Origin of the sequence: Actibacterium atlanticum (assembly GCF_000671395.1) — a bacterium.
GTDB lineage: Bacteria > Pseudomonadota > Alphaproteobacteria > Rhodobacterales > Rhodobacteraceae > Actibacterium_D > Actibacterium_D atlanticum.
This window is the reverse complement of record NZ_AQQY01000001.1, coordinates 694,542-707,229: the sequence shown is the minus strand read 5'-3', so window position 1 is coordinate 707,229 and position 12,688 is coordinate 694,542. Positions and strand designations below refer to the sequence as shown.

Annotated in this window: 11 protein-coding genes; 4 read left to right on the top strand and 7 right to left on the bottom strand. The window is 58.3% G+C overall.

All coding sequences use genetic code 11. The features are described 5' to 3' along the window. Positions 1-294 precede the first annotated feature (294 nt). Entirely contained in the window at positions 295-2,406 is a 2,112-nt protein-coding gene (locus ATO10_RS03520) for an ATP-binding response regulator (RefSeq protein ID WP_238323355.1), read from the top strand. Here ATO10_RS03520 and ATO10_RS03515 read toward each other — a convergent pair. Then, positions 2,403-3,023 carry a hypothetical protein gene (locus tag ATO10_RS03515; RefSeq protein WP_035248014.1) on the bottom strand — a complete coding sequence of 207 codons (621 nt, stop codon included), beginning with the start codon at positions 3,021-3,023 and terminating at the stop codon, positions 2,403-2,405. The genes ATO10_RS03520 and ATO10_RS03515 overlap by 4 nt on opposite strands. A gap of 187 nt (positions 3,024-3,210) precedes the next feature. On the opposite strand from ATO10_RS03515, the gene recA reads away from it, so the two are divergent. The 3 genes from recA (at position 3,211) to ATO10_RS03500 (ending at position 7,344) form a co-directional block, all read left to right on the top strand. Then, positions 3,211-4,278: a recombinase RecA gene (recA, locus tag ATO10_RS03510; protein WP_035248012.1), complete on the top strand. Its 1,068-nt coding sequence runs from the start codon at positions 3,211-3,213 to the stop codon at positions 4,276-4,278. A gap of 121 nt (positions 4,279-4,399) precedes the next feature. Next, the gene (gene alaS, locus ATO10_RS03505) at positions 4,400-7,054 is read left to right on the top strand and encodes an alanine--tRNA ligase (RefSeq protein WP_035248008.1); all 2,655 of its coding nucleotides are present in this window, start codon (positions 4,400-4,402) and stop codon (positions 7,052-7,054) included. After that, positions 7,054-7,344, top strand: coding sequence for a DUF1330 domain-containing protein (locus tag ATO10_RS03500; protein ID WP_035248006.1), 291 nt, complete (start codon positions 7,054-7,056; stop codon positions 7,342-7,344). The genes alaS and ATO10_RS03500 overlap by 1 nt, the downstream gene beginning before the upstream one ends. Here ATO10_RS03500 and ATO10_RS03495 read toward each other — a convergent pair. The 6 genes from ATO10_RS03495 to ATO10_RS03470 all read right to left on the bottom strand — a co-directional run bounded on the left by ATO10_RS03495 (position 7,341) and on the right by ATO10_RS03470 (position 12,687). Further along, on the bottom strand, positions 7,341-7,922 hold the full coding sequence (locus tag ATO10_RS03495) for a VOC family protein (RefSeq protein WP_035248003.1): 582 nt from the start codon (positions 7,920-7,922) through the stop codon (positions 7,341-7,343). The genes ATO10_RS03500 and ATO10_RS03495 overlap by 4 nt on opposite strands. A 145-nt stretch (positions 7,923-8,067) precedes the next feature. Next, the gene (locus ATO10_RS03490; RefSeq protein WP_035248001.1) at positions 8,068-9,396 is read right to left on the bottom strand and encodes a uracil-xanthine permease family protein; all 1,329 of its coding nucleotides are present in this window, start codon (positions 9,394-9,396) and stop codon (positions 8,068-8,070) included. 152 nt (positions 9,397-9,548) lie between these two features. Next, the gene (typA, locus tag ATO10_RS03485) at positions 9,549-11,366 is read right to left on the bottom strand and encodes a translational GTPase TypA (RefSeq protein ID WP_035247999.1); all 1,818 of its coding nucleotides are present in this window, start codon (positions 11,364-11,366) and stop codon (positions 9,549-9,551) included. A gap of 61 nt (positions 11,367-11,427) precedes the next feature. Then, a complete protein-coding gene (locus ATO10_RS03480) occupies positions 11,428-11,763 on the bottom strand; it encodes a DMT family transporter (protein ID WP_035247995.1) in 336 nt (111 codons plus the stop codon). Between the two features lie 3 nt (positions 11,764-11,766). Then, the gene (locus ATO10_RS03475) at positions 11,767-12,381 is read right to left on the bottom strand and encodes a YitT family protein (RefSeq protein ID WP_035247992.1); all 615 of its coding nucleotides are present in this window, start codon (positions 12,379-12,381) and stop codon (positions 11,767-11,769) included. Positions 12,382-12,435: 54 nt separating this feature from the next. Further along, positions 12,436-12,687, bottom strand: coding sequence for a hypothetical protein (locus ATO10_RS03470; RefSeq protein ID WP_035247990.1), 252 nt, complete (start codon positions 12,685-12,687; stop codon positions 12,436-12,438). Position 12,688: the final 1 nt, after the last annotated feature.

Below are 12,688 nucleotides of genomic sequence, written 5' to 3'. Positions count from 1 at the left end.
CTGTTAATCTCGGTTTAAGCAGTTTCATCCGAAAGTGCGGGATGAGAAACGCAGCGGAGGCAGCACATGTCCTTGAGCGAGGCTTACGCAACTCCAGTTGCCCGTGGCGCCTTAGGGCTCTCGCGGCACAGTCTTGGTATATTGCTTGCCGGGGCGGCGCTTATGGCGGCCTCAGCTCTTGTAACGTTGCCCGGGTTAAAAGTTATCTTTGGTGTCGCATCCGGTTCGGTGCTGTCATTGCTATTGGTTGTAAGATGTGTCGCAGCCTTGGCCCGGCAACACCCGGGAAAGCTGGTGAAAGGTTTTGCCGAAAATGATCCCACACCGGGCCTGTTGACCAATGCCGAAGGTGAAGTTTTGTGGCACAATCAGTCTGCGAAGCGCCACTTTTCGTGCCCTGGCCCCGAAGGCAACCTGCTATATGCCGCGCTTTCAGCCCATTTTGCCAACCCGACCCCGATCATTTTTCGGCAATTGACCCGCGCGCAAAACCACAGTTTTGGATCTGAAGAGCTTGAGACAAAAAACGGTCGTTTACGGATCAAAGTTCACCGCGTTGCAGATATCTATTACTTCTGGCGGCTGAATAATGTTCCCGCCCCTGCCTCTGTGGGGATCGGTCTTCCGGAACTGCCAGTTCTGACCATCGAAAACACCGGAAAGGTGCTTTCGGTCAATCAGGCAGCGCATGACATTTTGGGGGGCGGCGCGCAGCGCTTCAAAAATATCCTGCACCCAAATCCGATGACTCCCGGGGCGCAGCTGGACCTTTCCGGGCCTGAGGGCCCGGTCCCTCTGCGGATCATCAGTGTCACCCGCGTAGAGAATACCCATGCGGTGGCTTTTGTCCCGTTGGAACATGGTCGCAACGATTCTGATGAACAGTTCTATGACACGCTGCCCGTGGCCTTGTTGCATCTTGATGTGAACGGAAATGTAAAAATGGCGAACCGTCTGGCCCGGCATTTGCTGGACATCGAAGGGGCGGGCGCACAGTTGGGGGATCTGGTGGAAGGGCTGGGACGGTCGGTTCTGGACTGGGTTCAGGAAGTCGCCCACAATCGGACGGCCAGCCGTGTCGAGGTATTGCGCGTGCGCCGCGATGACCGCGAGCTGTTTGTTCAGATTTCATTGAAACGGATCATCACAGACGGGACTCCCGGCATCATGGCTGTTTTGCATGATGCGACGGAGCTCAAAACCCTTGAAGCGCAGTTTGTGCAAAGCCAGAAGATGCAGGCAATTGGTCAGTTGGCCGGTGGAATAGCTCATGATTTCAACAACTTGTTGACAGCGATTTCGGGCCATTGCGATCTTTTGCTGTTGCGTCATGATGCGGCAGACCCGGACTTCAGCGACCTCATGCAAATCAACCAGAACGCCAATCGCGCGGCCAGTCTGGTCGGTCAACTTCTGGCCTTTTCACGCAAGCAGACGCTCAAACTTGAGCCGGTTGATCTTCATGACACCCTGACGGACCTGACACATCTGCTCAACCGATTGGTGGGGGAGCGGGTCAGGCTAAGCGTGTCGCATGATCCATCGCTTACACCGATCCGGGCGGACAAACGCCAGCTAGAGCAAGTGATCATGAATCTGGTCGTCAATGCGCGGGACGCGATGCCCGATGGGGGCGAAATCAGAATTCAGACGGCGCAGCTTCATCTGGAAGACGAACTGCGCCGGGATCGCGCCAGCGTCGCGCCCGGGGACTATGTGTTGGTCCGCGTCAGTGACGATGGCGTGGGCATTCCCAAAGACAAGCTGATCAAAGTGTTTGAACCGTTCTTCACCACCAAAGGGGTGGGGGAAGGAACCGGTCTTGGCCTGTCCACCGCTTATGGCATTGTCAAACAATCGGGCGGCTTCATTTTTGTTGATAGCACGCCGGGCAGTGGCACCTGCTTCACACTTTACTTTCCGGCCCACTCGCAGGGGCAGGTCGAACACAAACCTGAACCGGATGCCCCGATGGTTTTGACACCGCCGGTGGCGGTTCCCAGCGCCGCGCCCCTTGAGCTGGAAACAGAACCACGCAGCAGTGAAGGTGTTGTGCTGTTGGTCGAAGACGAAGCACCAGTGCGCGCCTTTGCCTCGCGGGCGCTGCGTATGCGCGGATACACCGTGCTTGAGGCCGAAAACGCGGAACAGGCTTTGGATACGTTGAAAGACGAACGGATCGAAGTCGACGTCTTCGTCACCGATGTCGTCATGCCCGGTATGGACGGCCCCAGTTGGGTGCGCAAAGCCTTGGAAACACGGCCAGATACGCGTGTTGTGTTTGTTTCGGGCTATGCCGAGGAAGACTTTGCCGACAATCAGGCCCGCATTCCAAACTCTGTGTTTTTACCCAAGCCTTTTTCTTTGGGGGAATTGACGTCAACCGTACGCGAACAGCTGCATTAAATTCGCTCTGGTCGCCGACCCGCCAGGACTGCTTCGTGCAATTTGAAATCAGCCATAAAACGCAGCCGGAATGCCTCTTCGAGGGCGGGTGATAATTGCGCCTCTGCATCCGGTGAAACATTTCGCCGCGTTGGCTCTTCTATTTTTCGGCCCAAAGCGTCTGACAGAAAGGCACGCATTTGGTCCAGTTGCTCATAGGCGAACAGATGGTCGATCAAAATCTTTCCCGTCGCGTCAGAAACAAACCGGCTTTGCTGCCCGACATGGGCCCAGCTGGGGCGCTGTTCTTTCATGTAATCCAGGACAAACTGGTCAAAGCTGATATGCGCCGTCGAATTGGGATGCCCGTCTAGATCGGCGCGCTGGCGATATCTGTACCAGCTGCGCAACCAACTGATTGGCTCGCGAATGACCGCCATCAGCCGGACAGGTGCCCCGCCGTCCGCCTCAATCACCGCGCGGTATTCGTGGTTAAACCGCTCAGGTCGCATGTGTTTCAGCTGAGGTGGCTCGGGAATTTGAAAATCGGCGATATCCTTCAGCGATTCCATATAGGCTTCGGTGCCAGTTTTAGGGACACATAGGAAAACCAGTCGCGCCTCCCGAAACAACATCATCGCTTTAATCCCATGTTTCCAATTTTCTTTAATTCATAAACTAGTCCTTAACCCTCCGTGTAGAAACATCAATTTATAGAAAATTCTTGTAATGTTCTGCTTTTGGTCTCATAAGGATATGAGAACAAGAGGCGAACACAGGCAATCATTGCCGCCCGCTACCGGGTGTGGAATAAGGGTGAAAACAATGGCGACCGCGGATCTTCTGAGCATGAGCGACAAGCGCAACACAGACAAACAAAAGGCGCTTGATAGCGCTTTGGCCCAAATCGAACGCCAGTTCGGTAAAGGCTCTATTATGAAAATGGGCGCCGACAGCCCCGTGGCCGAGATTGAGGCGACCTCGACCGGCTCTTTGGGCCTCGATATCGCACTTGGGATCGGCGGCCTGCCAAAAGGCCGGATTGTCGAAATCTATGGCCCGGAAAGCTCGGGTAAGACCACTTTGACGCTGCATTGCGTCGCTGAAGAACAGAAAAAAGGTGGCGTTTGCGCCTTTGTGGATGCGGAACATGCGCTCGACCCCCAATATGCTAAAAAGCTGGGTGTTGATCTGGACGAGCTGCTGATCTCGCAACCCGACACCGGCGAACAGGCCTTGGAAATTGTCGACACGTTGGTGCGCTCAGGCGCTGTCAGCATGGTTGTGGTTGATTCTGTCGCGGCTCTGACCCCGAAATCGGAACTAGAAGGCGATATGGGCGACAGCTCGGTTGGGGTGCACGCCCGACTGATGAGCCAAGCCATGCGCAAACTGACTGGTTCGATCGCACGTTCAAACTGCATGGTTGTGTTCATCAACCAAATCCGCATGAAGATCGGCGTGATGTTCGGTAGCCCCGAAACCACCACCGGCGGCAATGCGTTGAAATTCTACTCCTCGGTTCGTTTGGACATCCGCCGTATTGGCGCGATCAAAGACCGTGACGAAGTGGTCGGCAATGCCACCCGTGTTAAAGTTGTGAAAAACAAAGTGGCGCCGCCATTCAAGCAGGTTGAATTCGACATCATGTATGGCGAAGGCATTTCCAAGATGGGTGAGCTGCTGGATATTGGCGTCAAAGCCGGGGTCGTCGATAAGTCAGGCGCTTGGTATTCTTACGGCGATGAGCGCATCGGGCAGGGGCGTGAGAACGCCAAGACCTTCCTGAAAGAACACACCGAGATCGCGCTTGAGATCGAAGACAAAATCCGCGCCGCACATGGGCTGGATTTCGACATGGATCGCGACGACGAAGCGCTGGTCGAAGACTAAGCCAAATCACATCGTAAAAGGGCCGCGCCAGCCAGCGCGGCCCTTCTGCTGTGGACACCTTTGCCGCGCAGGGCTAAACGGGATTGATCCGTAAGAAAAAGCGCACAGGGGCCCGCACGATATGGCAAGCCTGAACGACATCCGTTCGACATTTCTGAACTACTTTGAACGCAACGGGCACGAGGTGGTCGACAGCTCACCGCTGGTGCCACGCAACGACCCAACCCTGATGTTTGCCAACTCGGGGATGGTGCAGTTCAAGAACCTGTTCACCGGCCTTGAGACCCGCGACTACAAGCGCGCCACGACCTCGCAGAAATGCGTCCGCGCTGGCGGCAAGCACAACGATCTGGATAATGTTGGCTATACCGCGCGCCACCACACGTTCTTTGAAATGCTCGGCAATTTCAGCTTTGGCGACTATTTCAAGACCGAGGCGATCCCCTTTGCATGGGAACTGCTGACCAACGATTTCGCGATTGATAAGGATCGCCTGCTGGCCACCGTCTATCACACTGACGATGAAGCCGCCGAAATCTGGAAAAAGCTGGGCCTGCCGGATGATCGCATCATCCGCATCGCAACCAGTGACAACTTTTGGCAGATGGGTCCGACCGGCCCCTGCGGCCCCTGCACCGAGATTTTCTATGATCACGGCGACCACATCTGGGGTGGCCCTCCGGGTTCGCCCGAGGAAGACGGAGATCGTTTCATCGAAATCTGGAACATCGTTTTCATGCAGAACGAGCAGTTCGAAGATGGCTCGATGCGCGCTCTGGACATGCAGTCGATTGACACCGGCATGGGGCTGGAACGGATCGGCGCCTTGCTGCAAGGCAAGCATGACAACTATGACACCGACCTGATGCGCGCCCTGATCGAGGCCAGCGCCAACGCCACCAGCGTTGATGCAGATGGCCCCAAGAACGTGCACCACCGGGTGATCGCCGATCACCTACGCTCGACCTCGTTCCTGATCGCCGATGGCGTGATGCCGTCCAACGAGGGTCGCGGTTATGTGCTGCGCCGGATCATGCGCCGCGCCATGCGTCACGCCCACCTGCTGGGCGCCAAAGACCCGCTGATGCACCGTCTGGTGCCGGCGCTGGTCACCCAAATGGGCGCTGCATACCCCGAACTAGGCCGCGCGCAGGCGATGATCGAAGAAACCCTGAAACTGGAAGAAACCCGTTTCATCCAGACGCTGGATCGTGGTCTTCGTCTGCTGGATGACGAGCTTGGCAAACTGCCCGAGGGCGCCGCGCTTCCCGGTGAAGCGGCGTTTAAACTCTATGACACTTACGGTTTCCCGCTGGACCTGACCCAAGACGCGCTGCGCGAAAAAGACCGTACCGTTGATACCGACGGGTTTGATGCTGCGATGGCGGAACAAAAAGCTAAAGCCCGCGCCGCATGGGCGGGCACCGGTGAAAGCAAAGATGCCAAGATCTGGTTCGATCTGGCCGACAAATTAGAGCCGACTGATTTCCTGGGCTATGAGACCGAAACCGCCGAGGGGCAGGTTCTGGCCTTGGTCAAAGACGGCGCTGAAGTCAGCGAACTGACCGTCGGCGAAGAGGGCTGGATGGTCGTCAACCAAACCCCGTTTTACGCTGAATCGGGCGGTCAGGTGGGCGACACCGGCACCGTGTTGAAATCGGATGGCTCGGGCGTTGTCTCAAACACGCAAAAGATGCCCGGCAATCTGTTTGCCCATCGCGTGACACCCGCCAAGACCGCGCTGGCCGTAGGCGACGCTCTGGAGCTGCGTGTCGATCACGCGCGCCGCTCCAGCATCCGCGCCAACCACTCGGCCACGCACCTGTTGCACGAAGCCCTGCGCGAGACGCTGGGGGATCATGTAGCACAGCGCGGGTCGCTGAATGCGCCGGACCGTCTGCGGTTTGACTTTAGCCACGCCAAGGCGCTGAGCGCCGATGAACTGACCAAGGTCGAAAGCGATGTAAACGCGTTTATTCGCCAGAACACCCCGGTGGAAACCCGCATCATGACCCCAGATGACGCGCGCGCCATCGGTGCGCAGGCCCTGTTTGGCGAAAAGTACGGCGACGAAGTGCGCGTGGTCTCGATGGGCAAAGCCGCGACCGGTAAAGGCGTGGGGGGCGACACCTATTCGATTGAACTGTGCGGCGGCACCCATGTGAAACAAACCGGTGATATCGGCCTGTGCGTGGTGTTGGGTGACAGTGCGTCATCCGCCGGCGTGCGCCGGATTGAGGCGTTAACAGGTCAGGCGGCGCTTGATCACCTGATTGGCCAGCAACAGCGCTTGGGCGCGGTTGCAGACATCCTCAAAACCAGCCCGGCCGATGCTGCTGAGCGTGTTCAGGCGCTGGTCGATGAACGCAAAGCGCTGAACGCCGAGCTGGCCCAGCTGCGGCGCGATCTGGCGATGGCAGGCGGGGCAGGCGGCGGCGCACCCGAAGCCGAAGAGGTGAACGGTGTTAAATTCTTCGCGCAAGTCCTGACCGGCGTGTCGGGTAAGGACCTGCCTGCACTGATTGACGAGCATAAAACCCGTTTGGAAAGCGGCGCAGTGCTGTTGATCGCCGATGCCGGCGGCAAAGCGGCCGTAGCCGCTGGCGTGACTGCAGACCTGACCGACAAGCTATCGGCGGTTGATCTGGTCAAGGCTGCCGTCGTTGAATTGGGTGGCAAGGGGGGCGGTGGCCGCCCGGATATGGCGCAGGGTGGGGGCAAGGATGCTGCCAATGCGGACGCCGCGATTGTCGCCGCAAAAGGAGTGTTGGGATAATGGCAGCGCTTTGGATCAGTCATATCAACGTGACCAACCCGGATCAGTTCGCCAAATATGTTGAACTGGCCGGGCCGGCGATCCGCAAACATGGCGGTGAATTTCTGGCGCGTGGCGCGCGTTTTGTTCAGCTGGAAGGCAACAAGCGCGAACGCAACGTGGTGGTGCGGTTCGAAAGCATCGAAGCGGCCGAGGCTTGCTACAACAGCCCAGAATACCAAGAGGCCGTAAGCCACGCGCGTGGGGCCTCGGAACGGGACTTGATGGTGATCGAGGTCACGGAACCTTAATAGGGGTTCTTTGGGCTGCGGTCCGCCGACAGGCTTTGTTGGCGGCGCTCGACCAATAATTCGATCGCATCGGCCAGATGCTCTTCGGCGATATTATAGTCACCGCGTGCCACGCGCAGGCGGTGCGCCTCGATCATCACATCGGCGTGGGTACACCCTTCGGGAGGAAAGAACTTATAGCTGGCCAACTCTATCAGCAGGCCCAGCGGGTCTTTGAAATAGATTGAGTCCATAAAGCCACGATCCCGCACGCCTGAATGGTCGACCCCACGTTCATCCAGCCGCGTAACTACCTGAGAAAAAACCGCTTTTGATACGTTGAAGGCCACATGGTGCACGCAGCCCGGCTCGGTCGGGGTGCGGGTTGGGTCGGGGGTGCGGGTCTCATTGGTGAAGATGGTGATCAAGCGCCCATCGCCCGGATCGAAATACAGATGGCCTTCGTCAGGATTGTCCAGATTGGGCTGATCAAAGATGAAAGGCATGCCCAACAGGCCTTCCCAGAAATCTATGGATGTCTGCCGGTCGGCGCCGGTCAGCGTGATGTGATGCACGCCTTGGGTTTGTAACTTGCGCATGAGCCCTCCGCTTTGCTCAAACCCTAGCGCGTCCGCTGCAAATGAAAAGCGACATTGGGCGTAATCCTGCGGTTTAAGTGCCCTTAGGCAAAGAAAAACCGGCGCCCGAAAGCGCCGGTTGGTTGGGGCCTTGATGGGGCTGGAGTTACTCCTCGGGCAGAACCAGCGACAAAATGATCGCTGACAGACCTGCCAGAGTAATCGGCGTGGCCACCACTTGTTTCAGAAAGTTCGGCAAGTGTTGCGTCGCATCCGGCACAAGTGTCACGCCCAAGCTGAGCCCGAAGGACACGGCCATGATATAGACCTTGCGCTTATCAATCTCTTGCGTGGCCAAAATGCGGATGCCCGCGACCGCGATGGTGCCAAACAGCACCAGCGTTGCGCCGCCCAGCACCGGCTTGGGCACCAGCAAGAAGGCCGACCCGATGATTGGGAAGAAACCCAGCAACACCAGAATGCCCGCCGCATAGAGGCCAACATGGCGGCTGGCGACGCCGGTCATCTGGATCACCCCGTTGTTTTGCGAAAACGTGGTGTTGGGGAAGGTGTTGAAGATCGCGGCAATCCCCGAGTTCACGCCATCCGCCAGAATGCCGCCTTTGATGCGTTTCAGGTAGGTTGGGCCCTCAACCGGCTGGCCTGAAATGACCGAATTAGCGGTCAGGTCGCCCGAGGTCTCAATCGCCGTCACCACAAAGATAAAGGCGATGGGCAGAAACAGCCAGAAATCGAAATCCAAACCGTATTTGAACGGTACCGGCACAGCGACCGCAGGCGCAGAGCCGAAGCTGGCGAAGTTCACCTGACCCAGTGCAGCGGCCACAATGAACCCGATCACAAGGCCGATCATGATGGCCGAAATACGCACCATCGGCCCGCCATAAAAGGTCAGGGCCAGAATGCAGACCACCACAATAGAGCCCATCATCAGATTGATCGGCAGGCCAAGGTTTTCACCCGCCCGCGCGCCGCCCGCGAAGTCAGTAAAGCCGACTTTGACAAGGCTGAGACCGATGACCGTGATCACGATCCCGGTGACGGTTGGGGTGATGATCTTGCCCAGCTTGTCGACGAATTGGCTGAGAATGATCTCGACGAAACACCCGGCCAGCGACAGACCGAACAGCATCGCCAGTATCTCTTTGGGGCCACCGCCCGCGCCTTTGACGGCAAAGCCCGCCGCCAGCATGGCGCCCAGAAAGGCAAAACTGGTGCCCTGAAGGCTGAGCAGACCCGAGCCAACCGGCCCGAAGGTTTTACATTGGATAAAGGTCGACACGCCCGAAACGAACAGCGACATGGCGACCAGATAGGGGATCTCGGCCCCCAGCCCCAGCACCCCGCCGATGATCAGCGAGGGCGTGACGATGCCGACAATCGACGCAAGAATGTGTTGAAAAGCTGCCAGAGCGCTTGGCCCCGGCGCGGGTTTGTCTTCGAGCCCGTAAATCAGTGTGGAGGTATCGCTCATGGCGCAGCTCTTTCGTTGACGTTTCAATAACGAAAGCCTTGCGCCCCAAACGCGTATGCGCGACACGCGCTTTGGACCAAACAGTAAAAACGCCAGCAGTTGGTGTAACTGCTGGCGTTTCAGGGGGCGAATGCCCTTGATTTAAGCGATGGTTAACCCACGACCTTGGACATGCGCTTGCGCTCATGCGGGTCCAGATAGCGTTTGCGCAGGCGGATCGACTCGGGCGTGACCTCGACCAGTTCGTCGTCGTTGATATAGGCGATGGCCTCTTCCAGCGACAGGGTGACGGGGGTGGTCAGGCGCACCGCCTCGTCCGAGCCAGAGGCCCGCACGTTGGTCAGTTTCTTGCCTTTCAGCGGGTTCACTTCCAAATCGTTGTCGCGCGAATGCTCGCCGATGATCATGCCCTGATAAACCTTCGCCTGCGCGCCGATCATCATCTTGCCACGATCTTCGAGGTTCCACAGCGCATAGGCCACGGCCTCGCCGTCTTCCATCGAGATCAGAACACCGGCGCGACGGCCCGGGATCGCGCCTTTGTAGGGCGCCCAGCCGTGGAACACGCGGTTCAGAACGCCGGTGCCGCGGGTGTCGGTCAGGAATTCACCGTGATAGCCGATCAACCCGCGCGAGGGCACGTGGGCGATGATCCGGGTCTTACCGCCGTTCTGGCGCATCTCGACCAGCTCGCCTTTGCGGGTGCCGGTCAGTTTCTCGATCACCGCGCCCGAGTATTCGTCATCCACATCAATGGTGGCTTCCTCGATCGGTTCGATCTTCTGGCCGTCTTCTTCGCGCATAATCACCTGCGGACGGGCAATCGACAGCTCAAAGCCTTCACGGCGCATGTTCTCGATCAGAACACCCATCTGAAGTTCGCCACGGCCGGATACTTCGAACGCTTCGCCGCCCGGTGTGTCGGCGATTTTGATGGCCACGTTGGATTCTGCTTCTTTGTACAGACGGTCACGGATGACGCGCGATTGCACTTTCTTGCCTTCACGACCTGCCAGCGGACTGTCGTTGATGCCAAAGGTCACGGTGATGGTGGGCGGATCAATCGGCTGGGCGTCCAGCGGTGTGTCCACAGCCAGCGCACAGATCGTGTCGGCCACGGTGGCTTTCGACATGCCAGCCAGGGTGACGATGTCACCGGCGGTGGCCTCGTCGATGTCAGCGTTTTGCAGGCCGCGGAAGGCCTGAATTTTGGTGACGCGGAACTGTTCAATCTTCTGGCCGATGCGGCTGATCGCCTGCACGGTGGCACCCACGGCGATACGACCGCTTTCCACGCGGCCGGTCAGGGTGCGGCCCACAAACGGATCGGAGCCCAAAGTGGTGGCCAGCATGCGGAAGTCGTCGTCTTGTTTGTGCACCTGCTTGGGCTCGGGCACGTGGTTGACGATCAGGTCAAACAGCGCGTGCAGGTCTTTGCGCGGGCCGTCCAGTTCATGATCGGCCCAGCCGTTACGGCCTGAGGCATACATATGTGGGAAATCCAGCTGGTCATCGGTTGCATCCAGCGAGGCAAAGAGATCAAACACCTCATCCAGCGCGCGGTCGGATTCCGCATCGGGCTTGTCGACCTTGTTCAGCACAACGATGGGGCGCAGGCCCAAAGCCAGCGCCTTGGAGGTCACGAATTTGGTCTGCGGCATCGGGCCTTCGGCGGCGTCCACCAACAGCACAACACCGTCCACCATGCTCAGGATACGCTCAACCTCGCCACCAAAGTCGGCGTGGCCGGGGGTGTCAACGATATTGATCCGGGTGTTTTTCCATTCGACCGAGGTCGGCTTGGCGAAAATGGTGATGCCGCGCTCGCGCTCCAGGTCATTGCTGTCCATGGCGCGTTCGGCCACGGCTTGGTTTTCCCGAAACGCGCCCGACTGTTTCAACAGCTCATCCACAAGCGTGGTTTTGCCGTGGTCAACGTGGGCGATGATGGCGATGTTGCGCAGATCCATGGGTACGTGCCTTATCCTGAGTTGCCGGGGCCATATCGTGCGTGTGCAGAAAAAGCCAGCCCTAATGCGTAGCAGTGCTGGAGAAGAGGTGGATCACCAGTACCCCTGCGATGATAAGCCCCATGCCGATCAGCGCCGCCAGATCCAGTTTCTGGCCAAACCACAGCCAGCCGATCACGCCAATCAGCACCACGCCCAACCCGGACCAGATCGCATAGACCACGCCCACCTGCATGTATTTCAGCGTGTGCCCCAGAAAGTAAAACGCCAGCCCATACCCCCCGACCACCATCAGCGAGGGGATCAAGCGGGTGAATTGCTGACTGGCTTGCAGGGCCGAAGTGCCGATGACCTCGGACACAATCGCCGCGATGAGAAAGATGTAATGTTTGGGCATGGCTTACCTTGCGATATATCGGTCGCGGCGGTGGTTCGTCGCGATGATGATATTCAGCACGACTGCGCCCAGCAGCGAGGGCAAAACCACTTCAGTGGAAAACAGGATGAGCGCAAGGCCGAACACGCCCGCATCAAAGATCAACTGGGTCCAGCCCGCTTTGAAATTGAACCGATCCTGCAGATACAGCGCGACGATCCCAACACCCCCCAAGCTGGCGGAATGGCGAAACAGCGCCAGCAGACCCGCGCCCGCGCTGACCCCGGCCAGAACGCCCGCCGCGTAGGGGTTTAGCGCATCAATGGTGATCAGCCGGGGCAATAGTTCCGTAAAGACCGACAGCAGGCCCACAGCGGCAAAGGTTTTTAACGTAAACCGCCAGCCGATCCGCCGCAGCGCCAGCCAGTAAAACGGCAGGTTCAACACAAAGAACACCGCGCCAAAGGACCAGTCCGACACATAGGACCCAATCAGCGACAGGCCCGCGATCTGCCCGGTGATCAAATCGGCGCTGTGCAGAAACTGAACCGAGATCGCCACCAGCAGCGTGCCCACGACCAACCCCTGGATATCCTCCAGCGGCGAGTGCTTTTCGGGACGAGGGGTTGAGAGCAGCATAAATCTGCTTTGGGATGTTTCGGGCCACTTGTCCAGCCCGAACGCGGCGTTGGCTTAGCCTTGTTTGTTGGCTTTGCTGAGCGCCTCTTTTTCCGCGCGCGAGATTTTATCGTCCAGAAACTTACGCCCGCGTCTCAGCGCCAGACGGATACGGATCGAGGTCATATAGGCCTCTTGCGCCGTGGTAGAGGCCGCTTCCAGCACATCCGACACCTCGCGGATCAGCCGGTCATCGCCCAGCTCATCCGCGGCCAGTATGACGTCGCGCGCCAAATCATCGGCCATCTTGTCGGTGATTTCGCTCATG

Coding starts and splice junctions, on each gene's coding strand:
- ATO10_RS03515 (WP_035248014.1), bottom strand. CDS start 3,023: ATGATGTTGTTTCGGGAGGCGCGACTGGTTTTCCTATGTGTCCCTAAA.
- recA (WP_035248012.1), top strand. CDS start 3,211: ATGGCGACCGCGGATCTTCTGAGCATGAGCGACAAGCGCAACACAGAC.
- alaS (WP_035248008.1), top strand. CDS start 4,400: ATGGCAAGCCTGAACGACATCCGTTCGACATTTCTGAACTACTTTGAA.
- ATO10_RS03500 (WP_035248006.1), top strand. CDS start 7,054: ATGGCAGCGCTTTGGATCAGTCATATCAACGTGACCAACCCGGATCAG.
- ATO10_RS03495 (WP_035248003.1), bottom strand. CDS start 7,922: ATGCGCAAGTTACAAACCCAAGGCGTGCATCACATCACGCTGACCGGC.
- ATO10_RS03490 (WP_035248001.1), bottom strand. CDS start 9,396: ATGAGCGATACCTCCACACTGATTTACGGGCTCGAAGACAAACCCGCG.
- typA (WP_035247999.1), bottom strand. CDS start 11,366: ATGGATCTGCGCAACATCGCCATCATCGCCCACGTTGACCACGGCAAA.
- ATO10_RS03480 (WP_035247995.1), bottom strand. CDS start 11,763: ATGCCCAAACATTACATCTTTCTCATCGCGGCGATTGTGTCCGAGGTC.
- ATO10_RS03475 (WP_035247992.1), bottom strand. CDS start 12,381: ATGCTGCTCTCAACCCCTCGTCCCGAAAAGCACTCGCCGCTGGAGGAT.
- ATO10_RS03470 (WP_035247990.1), bottom strand. CDS start 12,687: ATGAGCGAAATCACCGACAAGATGGCCGATGATTTGGCGCGCGACGTC.